The organism is Parabacteroides sp. AD58 (genome assembly GCF_023744375.2).
Classification (GTDB): Bacteria; Bacteroidota; Bacteroidia; order Bacteroidales; family Tannerellaceae; genus Parabacteroides; species Parabacteroides absconsus.
Map to the genome: position 1 here is coordinate 1855379 of NZ_CP146284.1, position 17963 is coordinate 1873341.

At 42.6% G+C, this 17963-nt stretch carries 14 protein-coding genes; 7 read left to right on the forward strand and 7 right to left on the reverse strand.

The window, feature by feature from the left end; translation table 11 throughout:
- Window positions 1-15: 15 nt before the first annotated feature.
- Window positions 16-483, reverse strand: coding sequence for an NfeD family protein (locus NEE14_RS08130; protein WP_251968694.1), 468 nt, complete (start codon window positions 481-483; stop codon window positions 16-18).
- Between the two features lie 43 nt (window positions 484-526).
- Entirely contained in the window at window positions 527-1954 is a 1428-nt protein-coding gene (locus tag NEE14_RS08135) for a tetratricopeptide repeat protein (protein WP_317259028.1), read from the reverse strand.
- Between the two features lie 90 nt (window positions 1955-2044).
- On the opposite strand from NEE14_RS08135, the gene NEE14_RS08140 reads away from it, so the two are divergent.
- From NEE14_RS08140 to NEE14_RS08155, 4 genes are all read left to right on the forward strand, one after another.
- Window positions 2045-2794, forward strand: coding sequence for a tRNA 2-thiocytidine biosynthesis TtcA family protein (locus NEE14_RS08140; protein ID WP_251968696.1), 750 nt, complete (start codon window positions 2045-2047; stop codon window positions 2792-2794).
- 2 nt (window positions 2795-2796) lie between these two features.
- Entirely contained in the window at window positions 2797-3174 is a 378-nt protein-coding gene (locus tag NEE14_RS08145) for a DMT family protein (RefSeq protein WP_251968697.1), read from the forward strand.
- A 12-nt stretch (window positions 3175-3186) separates the two neighbouring features.
- On the forward strand, window positions 3187-3393 hold the full coding sequence (locus NEE14_RS08150) for a hypothetical protein (protein ID WP_251968698.1): 207 nt from the start codon (window positions 3187-3189) through the stop codon (window positions 3391-3393).
- 210 nt (window positions 3394-3603) lie between these two features.
- A complete protein-coding gene (locus NEE14_RS08155) occupies window positions 3604-5259 on the forward strand; it encodes an IS1182 family transposase (RefSeq protein ID WP_338578715.1) in 1656 nt (551 codons plus the stop codon).
- Window positions 5260-5355: 96 nt separating this feature from the next.
- On the opposite strand, the gene NEE14_RS08160 is transcribed toward NEE14_RS08155, so the two are convergent.
- Window positions 5356-6702, reverse strand: coding sequence for an MATE family efflux transporter (locus tag NEE14_RS08160; RefSeq protein ID WP_251967796.1), 1347 nt, complete (start codon window positions 6700-6702; stop codon window positions 5356-5358).
- A 60-nt stretch (window positions 6703-6762) separates the two neighbouring features.
- On the opposite strand from NEE14_RS08160, the gene NEE14_RS08165 reads away from it, so the two are divergent.
- Entirely contained in the window at window positions 6763-7065 is a 303-nt protein-coding gene (locus tag NEE14_RS08165; RefSeq protein ID WP_251967795.1) for a nitrous oxide-stimulated promoter family protein, read from the forward strand.
- 10 nt (window positions 7066-7075) lie between these two features.
- Complete coding sequence (locus NEE14_RS08170; protein ID WP_251967794.1) at window positions 7076-7834, forward strand: hypothetical protein; 759 nt, start codon at window positions 7076-7078, stop codon at window positions 7832-7834.
- A 2-nt stretch (window positions 7835-7836) separates the two neighbouring features.
- On the opposite strand, the gene NEE14_RS08175 is transcribed toward NEE14_RS08170, so the two are convergent.
- The 4 genes from NEE14_RS08175 to NEE14_RS08190 all read right to left on the reverse strand — a co-directional run bounded on the left by NEE14_RS08175 (window position 7837) and on the right by NEE14_RS08190 (window position 15475).
- Window positions 7837-9048, reverse strand: coding sequence for a glycoside hydrolase family 99-like domain-containing protein (locus NEE14_RS08175; RefSeq protein WP_251967793.1), 1212 nt, complete (start codon window positions 9046-9048; stop codon window positions 7837-7839).
- 17 nt (window positions 9049-9065) lie between these two features.
- Window positions 9066-10766, reverse strand: coding sequence for a RagB/SusD family nutrient uptake outer membrane protein (locus NEE14_RS08180; RefSeq protein WP_251967792.1), 1701 nt, complete (start codon window positions 10764-10766; stop codon window positions 9066-9068).
- Window positions 10767-10785: 19 nt separating this feature from the next.
- Entirely contained in the window at window positions 10786-14307 is a 3522-nt protein-coding gene (locus NEE14_RS08185; RefSeq protein WP_251967791.1) for a TonB-dependent receptor, read from the reverse strand.
- A 202-nt stretch (window positions 14308-14509) separates the two neighbouring features.
- Window positions 14510-15475, reverse strand: coding sequence for a FecR domain-containing protein (locus NEE14_RS08190; RefSeq protein ID WP_251967790.1), 966 nt, complete (start codon window positions 15473-15475; stop codon window positions 14510-14512).
- Window positions 15476-15655: 180 nt separating this feature from the next.
- Here NEE14_RS08190 and NEE14_RS08195 point away from each other — a divergent pair, with 180 nt between their 5' ends.
- Window positions 15656-17881: an alpha-L-fucosidase gene (locus NEE14_RS08195; RefSeq protein WP_251967789.1), complete on the forward strand. Its 2226-nt coding sequence runs from the start codon at window positions 15656-15658 to the stop codon at window positions 17879-17881.
- Window positions 17882-17963: the final 82 nt, after the last annotated feature.

Here is a 17963-nt window from a genome sequence, read left to right on the forward strand (position 1 = left end):
AACATTTATAAGCTATCATTTCCGTCGGACGATTACATGATAACCTTCCACACGGACAATCACTACAGGTGTCTTTTCGTCGATAAACTCGGTCTCCGACTTCGCTTCTACCGAAACCGTACCAAACTGAGCTTTCCCAATCGGAGCCAGACGAGAAAGCGTAATGCCTTCATCGCCTTCCTTGATTCCCAGATCGCGACTGGATTCCAAACGCGAATCTACATCTGTATGCAAAGCCAATTTATTCAGTGAACGGGAACGCATCAGCCAGACAAAACCGATGACGAAAACGACGGCAGAAGCAATCAGCGTTACATTCCCGACAAGCATCCCCATACTGTATGCCCAATACAAGCCTCCGGTAGCAAACAATACACCACCAATCCCGGCCAACGTCAATCCCGGCAAGAAAAATATCTCTGCCAGACCTAAGATAACGGCTGCCAGCATGACGAATGCTAAAATAATCAGTTGAGTGATCATAGTTGTATCTATTTGTTACATATTCATATTATACGCCTGTTTTTTACTTCTTCAGATAACGGACTTCAGCATTCCGGGCCTGCTTTTCCAGTTCCTTTACTTGTGGAACAGCCGCCTCGAGCTTAGCTTCCAGATCCAAGATACGCGTCTTCAGCTGTTCCCGTTTCCCCGGATTCTTCGAATAATCCAGGCGCAGAGCATCCAGCTTTTTCTCATCCGAAGCAATCTGCTGCTTTAAAGATACAACTTTCTGATAAATTGACTTAGCTTCCGGAGATTTTATTTGATCCCATGTATAATAGATTCTGTTATCTTGTACGACAAAATCAAAATCTTTCTCAATTTCTTTCTTTCCATAAGGGATTTCCTGATGTGCCAGCTGGATCAGCTTGGAATAATCTTCACCGGCTACCCACGAATCGCGTATTGAGCGAACAGCCGCTCTGGAACGCTTTACTTCCACGTCTTCTGTTTCTACCCGATCGTGATTCTCATTCGGAATAAACAGATAGACACAGACCTGTCCTTCCGGCTGAAAACGGTCTGAAACAAACCAGCCCAGTCCTTTTACTTCATCAAACACAATCATATAATCATTGTAGGGTGAATTAAAAGGCATGCCCAGCCGTTCGGGAGCCAAGTATGAGTCCGAATTCATGTTATAACGGGTCACAAACAAATCATAACCGCCCAACGCATCATTTCCCTGGGAAGCATAATAAAGAGTTACTCCGTCGGGAAGAACAAACGGATAGTTATCGTCGGCCGTGCTGTTGACATTCATCGGCAACTGTTTCTCGTCGCCCCACTGGTCCAGCAGACGAGACTGCGTATAGAGACAATAATGATTTTCATCTGTCGGGTGCGCATAATACACCTTGTCACCTTTCTGGTTCATATAGACCGAAGATGAAACACCCGGTTTCTTGAAGAACGATTCGTAACTCATCAGCCGTCCGCTCTCTTCACTCAAGGTATAAGCCGAAAGGAAGTCATCCTTATCCACCACCACACTGTCAATAATCTGGATATTCTCTACCTTATCCATCATGCGTTTCGCGTCCTGCAGGATATCCAGGCGCAATTCGGCAGATTCCGTCTCCCGTTTCTTTTTCTCCAGCCATTCGATATACTGTTCGTACATATCTACGGCATCCTCAAACCGGTAGGTTTTGAAATAGACTTCTCCCAAATAGCGATAGGCTTCTATTACCCGGCGTTTCACAGCGAAGGAGAGAGACTTTTCGGCAGCTGCCAGATCACCCGTTTCATAGCAGCACACTCCATACCAGAGATTATATGACGAATTACTCGGGGATTGCTTGACCAGTTTCTCAAAAGCGGGTTTTGCTTCGGCGTATTGTCCTTCATTGTATAATTTCTTTGCCTGATCCAGACTCTGAGCCTGCAACTGACCGCAAACGACAGTCACGCCCAAAGTATAAAGCAGTTTTGTTACGAACGGTTTCATCTCTTTATTCTCTTTTTTATAATAGATTCCAGCTTCAAAGATAATCATAAAATTGTGTTTTATTCTATCTTTGTGCCGTTATTTGGAAATATGGCAAAACGAACAGAAGAAGAACAGCTCTTTCTGAAAGTGGAAGAGAAAATCAGAAAGGCAATCCGGGACTATCAGTTGATAGCCGAAGGAGATAAAATATTGATTGGCTTGTCGGGAGGAAAGGATTCATTGGCTCTGGTGGAATTCCTTGGACGACGTTCGCGTATCTTCCAGCCGAAGTTCTCGCTGGTAGTTGCACACATCGTCATGACGAACATTCCATACAGTTCCGACACCGACTATCTGCGCCGGATGGCCGCCCAGTATGATATTCCCTTCGTCCTGCATGAAACCAGTTTCGATGCCTCGACCGACAAACGGAAATCACCGTGCTTTCTTTGTTCATGGATGCGGCGCAAGGCTTTGTTTGAAATAGCCAAAGCCCACGGATGCAACAAGATTGCCTTAGGGCATCATCAGGATGATATTCTGGAAACCCTTTTGATGAACCTGATTCATCAGGGCGCTTTCGGAACTATGCCGCCTAAACTGAAAATGAATAAGTTTGAGATGGAAATCATCCGTCCGCTCTGCCTGGTCAGCGAAAAAGAACTGACCGCCGTAGCAGCATGGCGCTCGTATCAGAAACAGATCAAGAACTGTCCCTACGAAACAGCTTCGAGCCGAAGTGAGATGAAAGACTTGCTCCGGCGCATGGAAGAAATCAATCCCGAAGCCCGGTATAGTTTGTGGGGAAGCATGACCAACATACAAACGGATTATTTACCTCAGAGAAATAAACAATAAATATGAATTTCCAAGCATTACAAACCATTGCGATGTTGATTATTTCCAACATCTTCATGACATGTGCCTGGTACGGGCATCTGAAAATGAAACAACAATTCAGCTGGTTCGAACACTTACCCCTGATAGGTGTTATCCTCTTCAGCTGGTTCTTAGCCTTCTTTGAATATTGCTTCCAGGTTCCAGCCAACCGTATCGGTTTCCGCGACAACGGAGGTCCGTTCAGTCTGATTCAACTGAAAGTCATTCAGGAAGTCATCACGTTGGTGGTATTCGTTGTATTCAGCACCATTGCCTTCAAAGGTGAGTCTTTTAAATGGAACCATGCCCTGGCTTTCGTATTCCTGGTAGCAGCCGTTTATCTGGTATTTAAGAAATAAATTTTGACAACTATGCGTAAATTACTGTGCCCGCAATGCAAGATCGCCGCCATGTACGTAAAGAATGAAGCAGGCGAACGCCGGCTGGTTTATGTCACTGCCGACGGACAGGTTATTCCCAAGAACCCGGATGAATCAACCGAAGGATTTGACTTATCAGAAGTATTCTGCTTAGGATGTTCCTGGCATGGTTCTCCGAAACGGAAGACTAAACTATAAAATAGAAGTTTGAATCCTCTCATTTCAAAATAAACGAAGATCGATTATAAAACCTACGAGAATCATTTGCATTCCTCGTAGGTTTTGTCTTAATACGAAGGTGTGTCAAAAAGCACACCTTCTTTTTTAGCACAAAGCCCCGACTTTCACAAGCTGGGGCTTTGTTATTACCTAAAGATTTTGTATCTTTAAGCATAAAGATTTACACATATGACAAAGATACATTTTCGTCCATACACTCCCAACCAAACGGTACTTTTTCCGCAAAGAATCGATGAAGATATTGCAGAAAACGATCCTGTACGCATGGTTGACGCTTTGGTTGAAAGCCTGAATCTTGAAGGTTTCAGGAAGTTATACAAAGAATACGGCCGTAGTCCTTACCATCCCAAGATGATGCTAAAGGTTATCTTGTATGCCTATATGAACAATATATACTCCTGCCGGAAAATAGAAAAGCATCTTCGTCGTGATATCCATTACATATGGTTAGCCGGTTATGAGAAACCGGACTTCATTACTATCAACCGTTTCCGTAACCGGGTGAAGAAGGAAATTAACGAAGTGTTTACCCAAACCGTACTTCTGCTTTCATCCAAAGGTTTCATCAGTCTGAATGTGGAATATATTGACGGAACAAAGATTGAGTCCAAGGCCAACAAATATACTTTTGTATGGCGGAAGAGCGTTGAGCGAAACCGTGAACGACTGATGAAGAAAATCAGTGTTTTGTTAAGCCAAATAGATGACGTCATCGCTCAGGAAAAAGCTTCGGAAAACAACGAGGAAATTGAGTTTTCCCCTTCCATGCTGACAGAAATGGCAGGAGAATTACGCAATGCCCTTGAACAGGCTTCAGAACCATCCACGAAAGAGCAGAAATCTGCACTGAGAAAGAAACGCAGGCAGCTGAAAGAACTGGAAGCACATAGAGATAAGCTTCAGGAATACAATAACCATCTGGACAATCTTCAGGACCGCAACTCTTATTCCAAGACAGACAAAGAGGCCACCTTTATGAGAATGAAGGAGGATGCCATGCGCAACGGTCAGACAAAACCCGGATATAATCTTCAGATTGCTACGGAAAATCAATTCATTATCGATTATTCTCTTTTCCCGAATCCGACTGACACCTTGACGATGATTCCCTTCCTGAAGTCCTTTGCCGACAGATACGGCCAGTTGGCTCATACGGTGGTTGCTGATTCCGGTTACGGATCAGAAGAGAATTACCACTTTATGTCGGAAAACGGGATGGAAGCATACGTCAAATACAATTATTTCCACATGGAGCAGCGGCCAAGATTTAAACCGAATCCTTTTAAAGCCGAAAACTTTTTCTACAATGAAGAACAGGATTACTGTGTCTGTCCAATGGGACAAAAGATGCAGAGGGCAGGCACCAGGCATACGAAAACCGAATCCGGATATGTAGTCGAATATGCCAGGTATAGGGCTGTCAGATGCGAAGGATGTCCGTTAAGATGTCTGTGTTTTAAAGCTAAAGGAAACAGGACGATAGAACTGAATCACCGACTCTGGATATACAAACAGAAAGCCCGGGAACTTCTCTGTTCCGAAGAAGGGCTGAAACACAGAGGGCAAAGGTGCATAGAACCGGAAGCTGTATTTGGACAGATAAAATTCAACATGAACTACAAGCGCTTCCGTCATTTTGGAAAGGACAAGGTTCTCATGGACTTTTCCTTCCTGGCCATCGCCTTCAATATAAAAAAGATGTGTACCAAGATGAATAAAGAGGGTATAAATTGGCCAATTAAACACCTTTACGGCCTTATTACCGCTCATTTAAGCTATTGGGAACAAAATAATCGAGATTATCTTCAGAATATCGCTGCCTGAAAAAGTTAACTACGCTCTTATCGTTGATAAAGAAAAGAGGGTGAATCGCGTATTACGACACACCCTCGTTTTCATGAAAAGCCGGCGTATATTTAATCAGACTGGCTTTATCTGCTTAATCTTTTGATATACATAGTAAAATGCAGGAACCAAGAACAAGTCGGCAAACAGCCAGGCTGTGGCATCGCCTAAACAAACCGCCGTATAACCCCAAACCGGAACAGCTAACAAACTGACTAATATACGGGCGATCATTTCTGCTACACCTGAGAACATAGACAGTTTCGTGAATCCGGCGCCTTGGATGGAATAACGCAAAATACACAAAAGACCGACTAATGGGAAGAAGATGGCAGACACATGCAAGTAAAGCATGGCATCTTTCAGAATCTCTGTCTCACCCGGATCAACAAACAAGTACAAGACTTGCTTTGAAGCCAGCATCAATACGGTAAAGGTAAACACTGCATAGATCAGCATCATGCCCACACTCGACTTAATTCCTTGCCAGACACGCTCAGGCTTGCCGGCCCCATAGTTCTGCCCCACATAAGTCGCCATGGCAATACCTAAACTTTCATACGGACACATAAAGAACATCTTCACACGAGCCGCCGCCGTAAAGGCTGCCACGCAAGCTGTTCCCAACGCATTGTTCGCACTCTGCAACATGATACTTCCTATTGCCGTAATGGAGAACTGCAATCCCATCGGCACTCCGATTCCCAATAAATTCCCCGCCAGTCTCGGACGGAATTTCCGATCATTCTTATCTCCCTGGATAATCTGGAAATGACGGTACATATAAAAATAACACAGAACAGCTGAAACACCTTGAGCTATCACCGTAGCAATACCTGCGCCCAATACGCCCCAGCCTAAGATCAGAATACAGAACAAATCCAACAAGACATTGAGTACGGTAGAGAATATCAGAAAATAAAAAGGCGTCTTACTGTCGCCCAAAGCCCGGATAATACTGGCCAGCAGATTATAAAAGAAGGTACACGGCACACCGATAAACGTCACCAGCAAATACAGGTAAGCATCTTCAAATATATTCTCAGGCGTCTGCATAATGCGCAGAATATTCGAACAGAAAAGACTGGTAATGACAGCAATGGATATAGACATGACAACAGCCAGCTGCAGACTGACAGCCACATAACGGCGCATCGTCTCATAATCACGTGCACCGAACTTCTGTGCGACCGGAATACCGAAACCGCAACAACAGCCGTTACAGAAACCCAATATCAGAAAAACGACAGAAGTACTGGCTCCAACGGAGGCCAACGCATTAATACCTAAAAACTTTCCAACGATTGCCGCATCAATCAGAGAATAAGTCTGCTGTAATAAGTTTCCCAGCAGCAAAGGCAATGTAAAACTAAAAATGAGCGTCAACGGCTTTCCAGCCGTCATTTCTTTTGAAGAAGCCATAAGGTTTTCTAATTTTGCAGCAAAGATAGAGAAGATTTAACAGACAGCATTTATTACTGTATGGCAAAAATGTCGAGAATTAAGAAAGAAAAACATATAGTTACCATCATGGTTAAATTATATTGCCAGAAGAAAGAAGGTAATACCGAATTATGCCCAAGTTGCCAAGCTTTACTCGATTATGCTTACTCCCGATTAGAGCATTGTCCGTTTGGAGAAAACAAAACCTCCTGCGAGAAATGCCCGATTCACTGCTATAAACCAGCCATGCGGGAAAAGATGCGGGAAGTCATGCGATTCAGCGGTCCACGTATGCTTCTGTATCATCCGATAGCAGCCATCCGACATCTGTTGAACCGATAAAAACAGTCTTATGACCTATTCTGAATTATTACCTTTACTGACAGTAGAAAGTAAAGACAACGGAGAAATATTTACACAAACCCGGCGGTTGGAACAAATCAAGAGTCTGCTGCAACATTCTCCTTATGAGGTATTGTATGAAGGGAAACTGTCCATCATCTACGGAAAGAAAGATGTTACTCCGGCAAAAGCCCAATTGCTCGTTTCCTCTCACATCGATACGGTATACGACCGTTGTTTCTGTGAAGAATCCGATAGCTGTTGGAAAGGCACATTCGACAACAGCGCCACCAATACAGCCTTAGTCCAGTTGATGCTGGAAAACAAAATAGGCGACCTTGTGCTGATCGCCTTTACCGGAGATGAAGAGATCGAATCCAGAGGAGCTCAGGAAGTCAAGCGCTGGTTTCACCAGCAGACCTGGCATCCGCAAGCCATTCTGGTTCTCGATGTAACAAACGAAGGCTGGGACGACGCTGTTTCCTTCACGATCGAAAACGACCGTGGCTTCGATCTCCTCACCGCCTATCAACTCATCTCTTCCATCCAGGAGGCAGAACAGCCCTGTGTCTTCCTGCACGACGCCCTGCCTGATGAAACCTGGATTTATGGAGAAAAACAATCCCCCGACGATCGGAGTTATCCTTGCCTCAGCCTCTGTCTGCCGGTAGGCGGAGACATGCACAGCGACACCGGTTGTTGGTTGAGGAAGGAAGAGCCGCAAATGTATATGAAGATACTATCAAGACTTTTAGAAAGCCTGGCATAATATCATTTTTTCTTATACACTTCATACTGCTTATCGACCATAATCTCTTTAACCGCCTGGATGTAATCAAAGCCATACTTTACATCCGGCAAGAGATAAGCACCTTCTACCCACTCATTCCATGCATAAATGGTGATCAGCTTGGGCTGTTCGGGATGATTGTCACAATATTCCTTCGCTTTTTGTAGAAAGGCAGCAAACGATCTGGGCGACTGGTTAAAATGAACCACATCCTTCTGCGTCTTATGAGGGAAACGTGGCGTATCATCCCAACCTATAGAGGCATTCGGGAAATAAGGGATGGAAACAGCCTCACTCCATTTCTCCAGACGTTCAAAAGCTTCGGTGCCCCATTGGATATAATCTTCCGGATGCGGTCCGCCCCAGTTATACAAAGTCAAGCTGCTAATTCCTAAAACCTTTATCTGGTTTAAGAAATTATCATTCGGTTCTCCTCCCGTCATTAACTGAATATGTAAACCGGGGAAACCGGCTTTTTTCACTTCTGCCCGGAAATAATCCAGTCCTTTACGGGTTTCTTCCAAAGAGCCGAACGTCTTGATCAAATTATCCACACTGAAAACAGAGAATACCGGTTCACCCTCTATCTTATAATAATTAGGCTGTTTGAAATATTGCTCTATCACCCGCTGTACCACTATCTTGAAGTTAGGCCAATCAATAGCTCCGTTCCACAACCGGGAATCATCATCCTTATACCGATGCACATTCCAATAATTACGGGCCACATCATGATCGGCCCACATAATATAGAAATTCATCTTCCGATTATTCGGCGCTTTCAGAAATCCGTCATTCAAACAACTTTCCAGAAATGGTCCGTTATTAAACCAATACCAATCAAAGATAAAAGTATTTACCCCATGATCAGTAGCCAAATCAATCCAACGCTCCATTACTTTCGGGTCATTATCCAATTCATATCCCCACAACGGGACCTTCGGCTGATAATGTCCCGGAAATCGGGGATTTCCTTTCTTGATAATCTCCCATTCACCCGTACCATCCGGCCACAGCACCTCTCTACCCATCGGGTCGTCATGACACGATGGCCAGATGTAGGCAGCTACTGTGTATTCGGAAGTTCTTCTCAAAGGCTCTATACTTCCATTTTCTTTGCTATTTGCCTTTATGCCAAGGCTTACTAATGCTAATGTTAACAAAGTAGCACAAAATACATTACATTCTCTCATAATATTTTTATTAAAATTTACCAGCCAGGATTTTGTTTCAAATTTGGATTTAGTGTTAATTCATCTTGTGGAATCGACCACAAATAATCTTGATTCTCCCGAAACTGATAACCATCCGGAATAACAGTTTTAAAATAATCAAGCAATCCATTCTCATCAACTTTCGAGGCGAAGTCTGGATATTGGTTCAAATCCACGGGATAACCTTTCGGACGTTTATTCTTAAATAAGGCACAAGCGGCCCATCTCATATAATCTTCGTCCCTTTGTCCCTCCAATGCTAATTCAACACGTCTTTCTCTCCGGATCTCATAAAGCTCATCCGACACCGGGTACCCATAATCCACCCAATTTTTGTCCAAGCTCTGTGAGTGGATCTTAAAATCAGGCATACCCACTCTCTGACGCAGTAAGTTTAACACATCATAAGAGACCACCTTATCCAATTCATATTTAGCCTCCGCATAATTCAATAGTACCTCACCATAACGTAAGATTATCAATCCTGTCTCGCTTTGAACTTCCCAAGACCTTCCCGCAGCTTGAGATTCTGGATTAGCCGTCTTCTTTACCTGAAATCCGGTTGTACATAACTGCAAAGCGCCCCCGTCAATTGTAGGACCCGTAAAATAAGCCCCAGTTTCAGCTGCCATTAAATCTCCTGGTATCCAGATCGTTGATTTCAATCGAGGATCACAATCTTCTGCAATTTTGGTTAGGAAATCATTCCCTTTTACACTTTCCGCCACATTCAAATAGTCATACAGATCGCCATTTTTATCTAAATAAGAGGTAACTAAATCCCAAGTTATTCCCTTGGACTCATTATTATAGGTGACATAACTTTGAGTTTTATTACCAGCACCCTCTGTCGCATTAAATGCTTTGTATAAAAGCACCTCATTGACATCCGACATATTATCAAATCCAAAAAGATGAAAATAATCGTCTTCCGTATTACCTGTACTATACAGTCCTACCTGATAATCACCCCGCATTAATTCCTCGGCCGCTTCTATGCAAGCCCTAAAATATTTATTAGGATCAGCATCCGATGTTCCAAACGCCGTATTAGCGTGGTACTTTTGCCAAGACCCCTCATATAAAGCAACCCTTGTTTTAAAAGCTAATGCCGCTTCTTTATTAATTCGATTATTTCCTACATCCTTCCTTAAATTAAGATGTGCAATCGCATTGTCCAAATCAGATATAATAGAATCGGCGATCAATATTCGCGAATCCCGGGGATGCATCAATGCTTCTTGATCCTCTAACTCTATCACTTTGGAATACCAAGGTATATCGCCATATTTCTTTAACAAATCAAAATAAAACCAAGCCCTAAAGAAATAAGCCTCTCCTAAATATTGTTTATAATCCTTATAAGCGCTCTCGCATTTTGAATAATTCTCGAAAAAAAGGTTCACTTTACGGATATTCGCCCATTCTCCCATCCAACTACCAGTAGTTTTGGTCCGAGTACCATCTAATATAACACTCGGACTACCATTGATCATATCGTCACTATCGAAAGCCATATCCAACATCTGCGATTGAGAACAAAAAGCCGGATAAAACTGCCTCGTATAATACTCCAACTCTGTCGCAGTACTCCAATAATCATCCATCGTAACTTGATCCAACGGCTGCAAATCTATAAAATCCTCACAAGAGCAGAAGGCTCCTAACAAAAATATAGATAATAAGATTCTTTTCATAACTCTACAAATTAATTAATTAATAAGTCACTGTTAAACCCACGGAATAGATTCGGTCAGCTCCATACGTTAAACGTCCAGAGCCTGCAGTCCCCATATAGTTTCCAGAACCTCCTTCCGGAAAACCTACCGGAGCAACGGGGTCTATACCATTTGGCAATTTAGAGAATGTAAGCAGGTTCTCTCCCGAAAAATAAATCCGGAGCTTTTGTAAATGAAGTTTCGAGGTGATACTCTTCGGGAAGCTATAGCCCAACTGTACATTTTGCAAACGCAAATAAGCCGCATTTTGCAAATATCTGGTATTCGCGTGATTCTTATTTTTAGCCTCCTCCGTATCATTCAAATAAGGACGCGGCCAATAAGCGTCCGTATTTATATTCGCATCGCCCTCATATAAACCACTATATCTCGTTCCCGGCTGATCCCTGAAATAATCTAAATGATCCGGATTCAGGCAAGACTCCCACCAACCATTAGTAAATCCCCAGAAGATATTCGACATACGATAGAAATACATATCCTTCTTAGCCACACCTCGCCAAAGCATGGAGAAGTCGAAACCTTTATACGATACACCTCCGCTAATCGTATATTGATAATGGGGCTGATCATTCCCGATAATGGACATATCCCCATGATCTCCTATCGTATTAGCTCCATTATTTACTTTACCATCCCCATTAATATCCTCGTATTTCAAATCTCCCGTGTTCCAGTTCGCCGCGATATGGGTCAAATCCACCTTGGATACGTAAGAATCCACCTCCTCTTGCGTCCGGTACAGATCATACACGGTATATCCCCAAATATCACCAACCTCTGCGCCTTCATACCAAGTTGATAGTGTTCCCGTAGGATTGAAATATTTGGTAACGACAGAGCGATAGTCATATAAGCTTACACCGATATTATAAGACAGACCATTCGCCAACGCATGCTTCCAATTCAAGCTAACCTCCCAACCCCGGGTTCGTAACGTAGCGTTATTCTCCTTAGGCACATCCGCTCCAATCACGCCGGGTACAGCCTCCGCTGGTCCAACCATATCGGTAGTCCGCCGCTCAAACCAATCGGCAGTAGTACTTAACCGATTATCCAAGAATGATAAATCCAAACCGACATTGGTTGTCGTAGCGGTCTCCCATGTCAAGTTCCTATTAATCAAAGCTGGAGCTGAAGTATATCCCATAGGCCGTGTAGAGCCATATCCAAATATCCAATTCAATTTATCTGCGGATATTGGCATCAACGCCAAATCACTGTACGGACTAATATTCTGGTTTCCTAACTGTCCCCAAGAGGCACGGATTTTTGTCGAATTCACATACCGTCCTACATTTTCCCAAAAAGGCTCATTATGTAAATTCCATCCCACGGAGAAAGAAGGGAAAGTTCCCCAACGTCTGCCATTTCGGAATACATAAGAACCATCCCGCCGAACATTCGCCTCAAATAAATACCTCTCTTTATAATTATAATTCAACCGGGCGAAATAACTCTCCGTAGCGTTATGTGCTAAGGCCTCAGTCAATACTGCATCACCAGTAGCTGTAGGAAAAGAAGGGACATTTTCTGATATCAAATCAGTTTTATAACCTTGTAACCAAGATTCATTTCCCTTCTCAAACTGCATACCAACTAAAACTGTAAAATCATGCTCCTCTTTAATATTAAAATTATAAGAAGAATAAATATTAGTTGTCCAATATTTCTTTATATACTTTCTTCTCGTTAAATTGTTCGGAATACTAACACCATGTACATACGGCTTGTTATTGATGTCATATATAATTATAGATTTCTCTACTTCTGAAATTTCTTGGTTATAAGTATTATAAGCAAAATCTGCATTTATTTTCCAACCATTCAAAGGGCGAATTTCCATTAGAAAAATATTCCATAAATCTATATCATCTTGTTTATCCGTACCCGATTCTATGGAAGGAATATGAGATTCAAACATATAATTACCATAACCATCATATAAAGGGGTAATTGGATAATTCCTAGAAATATGACGATACATGAACGAATAATCTCCTTCTTTTGTCATATTAGGTTTTTCTCTAATCTTCTTTGTAAATCGACTCTCATAACCAAAATCCCACCAATCGGTAATAGAGACATTTATTTTCCCAAGCGTATTGATTCGTTTAAAATAGTCTGTACCAAAATTCAACACACTATTATCATCCACATAGCCTGCCGAGAAATAATACGATACCTTATCCGAGCCTCCTTGCAAAGAGATATCATGTTTCTGGTTCACGCTATTTCCAAAATAGATGTCCCACCAATCCGTATTCGCGTAATTCAAATTTGCATTATTCCAAACATCGCCTTCAGGCATCGCTCCAAAATGAGTAGCTTCCGCCGGCCAATCCGGAATTGAATTCTTAATATACTCAAAATCTCCTTTTTGAAAGGCGATTACCCGTTCTATCGTCTCATCGCTAAACGGATGCCCTCCCATATTATCACCTGCCTCATTCAAGATACGTGTCCAAGTGTAAGAATCCAAGCTTTCCGGAAGTTTCTGAGCAGTCTTAACAATCAAATTTCCCGTATAAGAGACACTCACTTTCTCGTTTTTTTTAGCTTTCTTCGTAGTGACCAATATCACTCCGTAGGGCGCTCTTGCTCCATAAATAGCGGATGCCGCAGCGTCTTTTAAGACCGAGATAGACTCTATATCATCTGGATTCAAGTTATTCAAGTCACCAGGAAAACCATCAATTACAACATAAGGTGAGCCACCATTCAATGAACCCATTCCGCGAATAGAGATATTCATCGTAGCTCCCGGTTCAAAACCATCCTGTGTTCCTATGTCAAAATCAAGACCAGGAGATGCCCCCTGCAACAGTTGTGAAACAGTTGAAGACTGACGATCCTTTAAATCCTTATCAGATATAACATTTACCGCCCCAGTCAAATTCACCTTTTTCTGTGTTCCATACCCCACAACTACAACTTCATCCAAAGCCTCAGCGTCTTCTTTTAATGTGATGGACAATGTTTTTTGATTTCCAACTTTAATTTCTTGGTTCGCATAACCGATATAAGAGATTTGTAAGGTAGCTCCTTCTTCTACTTCCAATGAAAACTTACCATCCATATCGGTAATGGTTCCATTGGTTGTTCCTTTAACCATTACATTAGCTCCGATAACAGGCATACCGGATGGATCAACGATGGTCCCGGTTACAACTTTTCCGGATTGTTGAACCACGGCATCTTTCTGCATCAACAGGATATTATTCCCCTGCATGGCATAAACAATGTCTGTTCCAGCGAACATTTGATTTAACACTTCGGCAACCGTTTCGTTGTTTACCTGGATCGTCACAGTGTTGTTCAGATTTACTTTGTCATGATTATAGACAAACAAATAATCTGTCTGCTCTTCGATTTGCTTGATAACATCTTTCGCCTGTTTCTGATTTGCATAGATATTAACCCTCAGACTTTGTGAATTTACATTTACTGCAAAGGCCGAAGAGACACATAATACTCCAAATAATGAGGTTAACTTCATTAGTTTAAAAATGTGCTTAAATTCGGTTAACAACAAGGCATTTGATACCTTGATCAACTTTTTATTCATAACTTTGTTGCAATTAATTTGTTGGTATTCGATTTAATTCCCGTTAGTGTCAGAATACTGACTTTTTTGAGCCGGGTTATGTGGCAGCATTACCCGGCTTCTTGTTTTATTCGTTCATTTATCCATAGGCACTTTATTTTATTGTTATTACATTCTGTTCGTTATCCTTTACATAATGGAAATGATGTTCCATCTGTAAAACCTTCAACACCTGTTCCACTCCGTCTTTGCTCCGGAACTTTCCCGTATAACGTTCCTTCAAAAAGGCTTGGTTCTGATGCTGTATCTTCACATCAAAATACAAAGACAACTTATCCATAATTCTGGAAATCGGTTCATTCCGGAAACAGATCATACCTTCTTTCCATTTGAAATAATCTGGATTCTGAATAAATTCCGAATAATATTGCCCGTCCTTGGAATAAACCATCTCTCCAGGTTTCATCGAATGAGGTTCCCGCCACCTTGATGATTCCAGTAAGACACTTCCTTTTAATAAAGCCACTTCAAAGTCAGCTTCTTCTTCATAGGCTAAAACATTAAATTCAGTTCCCAATACTTTTACATCCACTTTCGAAGTCTTTACGACAAATGGAACCTTTTCATTCCGACGAACTTCAAAAAAGGCTTCTCCTGAAAGTTCCACCGAACGAGTATCTTTCTGAAAAGATAATGGATAAACTAATTTGGAATGGGCATTCAGCCACACTTTTGTACTATCCGGTAAAATCAGTTCAGCCCGTTGTCCGGCAGGTACATATAAAGTTTGGTATAGAGGTTTCTCTTCTACATCTCTTTCAGGTTGTCTGAACTCCCACCCATACTGAATTCCTAATACCAACAAAATCACAGCTGCAACCTTCGCCAATTCTATGCCAACCGAACGAAGCTTCATTTGCTTTGCCCGCTTCTGAAGCATCTGGGCTGCCGATTGGTTCATCACGGAGATGTCGAATGCTTTATGTAAAGCCATGAACTCCTTTACATGCGCTTCATCCGCATCCAGCCAATCGACAACTTGCTCTGCTTCTTCTGCCGTTACTCGTCCTTCAATATATCGCTGTAATAATTCGTAATCCATCTTTTTTATCCGTTTCATTAATATGACAATTTAACCTGAAAAACCCCTGAACAAAAAATCCACTTTTTTCAGAAAAAAAATCAAGAGGTCGATTTTCTTGTATATTTTGCCTGTTTCGTATTAGGAGAAATGACTGATATTCCGTTTCTTTGTTCTAACAAATAAAAACGGATTGCAAACTTAAACAACAAAAATGGGATGAAGAATATTTGGAGTTTATTAAGTGTCACTTTATTACTGACCGCTTGCGGCTCAAAGCAGCAAGACCAGATGGCGTTTCAAAACACGATTCCAATCGAGCCTACCGATAGCAAAGAAATGATTATCGAAAAAGCAGCTCACGTGGTTCCAACGGAAAACCAGTTGGCAGCTCTTCATAATGAATACATAGCATTTATCCATTTCGGTCCCAATACATTTACCCGCCGCGAATGGGGAACTGGCATGGAAGATCCAAAAGTCTTCAACTTGAAGAATCTGGATACAGACCAGTGGTGTGAAACCCTGAAAGCAGCCGGTATGAAAATGGTTATTCTGACAGTAAAGCATCACGATGGTTTTGTATTATGGCAAAGCCGTTACACGACTCATGGAATTATGTCGAGTCCATTTCAGAATGGGAAGGGAGATGTCCTAAGAGACTTATCGGCTTCCTGCCAGAAATATGGATTAAAACTGGGTATTTATCTTTCTCCAGCTGATTTGTTCCAGATAGAAAGTCCAGACGGTCTATACGGGAACCTGAGTAAATATACCAAAAGGACGATTCCGCGTGAAGTTCCTGGCCGCCCGTTTGCCAACCAGACTAAATTTGAGTTTGAGGTGGATGATTACAATGAGTATTTCCTCAACCAGTTGTTTGAATTGCTGACTGAATACGGTCCTATTTATGAAGTATGGTTCGACGGAGCTCATCCGAAGCGGAAAGGCGGACAACGGTATAACTATACCGCCTGGAAGGAATTGATTCACACGCTGGCTCCGCAAGCCGTTATCTTTGGCCGTGAAGATGTCCGTTGGTGCGGTAATGAAGCAGGACAAACCCGAGACACCGAATGGAACGTCATTACTTATCCGCACAATCCGGATACAGCTACGGTTTTCGTAGATATGATGGATAAAGACCTGGGCAGTCGCGAGGTATTGTATAAAGCGAAATACTTGCATTACCAACAGGCTGAAACGAATACCTCCATCCGCGAAGGCTGGTTCTACCGCGACGATACGCATCAGAAAGTTAGAAGTGCTGACGATGTGTTTGATATTTACGAGCGTGCTGTTGGCGGTAATTCCACCTTCCTGTTGAATATTCCTCCCAATCGCGACGGACGTTTCTCACCAGCCGACGTGGCTTCGCTGACGGAAGCCGGGAAACGGATCCGGGAGACTTACGGTACGAACTTATTGGAAGGAGCCAAAGGCCCAAAAGAAGTTTTGGACGATGACGAGAATACCTATGTCGAATTGGATGGAAAGAAGAAAGAGATCACAATCTCGACACCTCAACTTATTACATTCAATCGTTTGCTCTTGCAGGAAGCCATCGCTTCGCATAGTGAACGAGTTGAGAAACATGCGGTAGATGCCTGGATTGACGGCCAGTGGAAAGAAATTGCCCAAGCGACCAATATCGGATACAAACGCATCCTCCGTTTCCCGGATGTGACTACGGACAAGATTCGCATCCGTTTCCTGGAAAACCGGGCGAATCCGGCTATCCATACCATCACGGCTCATCACTATCAGGCACGTCCGCCTCAGTTGGACTTTATCCGGGATCTCGCCGGAAATGTTCGTATTGAGCCCAAACTGCAAGACTTCCAATGGAATCAATACGGAGAAAATGCCTCTAAGAATTTGAGTCAAGGATATACCGTCTATTATACAACAGACGGCAGTACTCCGACTACTTCATCCACAAAATACACAAAACCGTTCCAGATGGAAAATGGAGAAGTAAAGGCCTTTGCTGTATTAAATGGGATGGAAGGTGCCATGCAGTCAGATCATTTCGGATGGATCAAACAAGACTGGAAACTAATCTCGGCTAGCAGCGAAACAGAAGAGCATGCTGCCACATTAGCTTTCGATGAACAGCCTCTTACCTATTGGTTATCCAAGCCAGGCAACAGGCAGTCTATCGCTATCGACTTAGGAACTCCACGCGAGCTCAGGGGATTTGCTTACACACCGCAGACTGTCAATGCCGAAGGTATGATGGAAAAAGGAGTATTCTATGTTAGTGCTGATGGCAAGAGTTGGAAAAAGGTTGAAGATTTTGAATTCGGTAATCTGATCAACGACCCGACCAAACGCCAGCATTACTTCCAGCAACCGGTTTCAGCCCGCTTCGTTAAAATAGAAGCCACCCGTATCGCCGCCGGAGGTCAGGTAGTAGCTATTGCAGAATTAGATTTGTTCTAAACTTCACGAATCTTTTTCGTGGAATTAACTCACATAGAAAAGCCCCTCGGAGAGATTCGAAGGGCTTTTCTCTTTTTCCGGG

Bases quoted from the DNA above. Each gene is read 5' to 3' on its own strand.
- NEE14_RS08165 (WP_251967795.1), top strand. From the start codon at position 6,763: ATGGCAAAAATGTCGAGAATTAAGAAAGAAAAACATATAGTTACCATC.
- NEE14_RS08175 (WP_251967793.1), bottom strand. From the start codon at position 9,048: ATGAGAGAATGTAATGTATTTTGTGCTACTTTGTTAACATTAGCATTA.
- NEE14_RS08185 (WP_251967791.1), bottom strand. From the start codon at position 14,307: ATGAAGTTAACCTCATTATTTGGAGTATTATGTGTCTCTTCGGCCTTT.
- NEE14_RS08155 (WP_338578715.1), top strand. From the start codon at position 3,604: ATGACAAAGATACATTTTCGTCCATACACTCCCAACCAAACGGTACTT.
- NEE14_RS08170 (WP_251967794.1), top strand. From the start codon at position 7,076: ATGACCTATTCTGAATTATTACCTTTACTGACAGTAGAAAGTAAAGAC.
- NEE14_RS08130 (WP_251968694.1), bottom strand. From the start codon at position 483: ATGATCACTCAACTGATTATTTTAGCATTCGTCATGCTGGCAGCCGTT.
- NEE14_RS08195 (WP_251967789.1), top strand. From the start codon at position 15,656: ATGAAGAATATTTGGAGTTTATTAAGTGTCACTTTATTACTGACCGCT.
- NEE14_RS08135 (WP_317259028.1), bottom strand. From the start codon at position 1,954: ATGAAACCGTTCGTAACAAAACTGCTTTATACTTTGGGCGTGACTGTC.
- NEE14_RS08150 (WP_251968698.1), top strand. From the start codon at position 3,187: ATGCGTAAATTACTGTGCCCGCAATGCAAGATCGCCGCCATGTACGTA.
- NEE14_RS08145 (WP_251968697.1), top strand. From the start codon at position 2,797: ATGAATTTCCAAGCATTACAAACCATTGCGATGTTGATTATTTCCAAC.
- NEE14_RS08180 (WP_251967792.1), bottom strand. From the start codon at position 10,766: ATGAAAAGAATCTTATTATCTATATTTTTGTTAGGAGCCTTCTGCTCT.
- NEE14_RS08140 (WP_251968696.1), top strand. From the start codon at position 2,045: ATGGCAAAACGAACAGAAGAAGAACAGCTCTTTCTGAAAGTGGAAGAG.
- NEE14_RS08160 (WP_251967796.1), bottom strand. From the start codon at position 6,702: ATGGCTTCTTCAAAAGAAATGACGGCTGGAAAGCCGTTGACGCTCATT.
- NEE14_RS08190 (WP_251967790.1), bottom strand. From the start codon at position 15,475: ATGAAACGGATAAAAAAGATGGATTACGAATTATTACAGCGATATATT.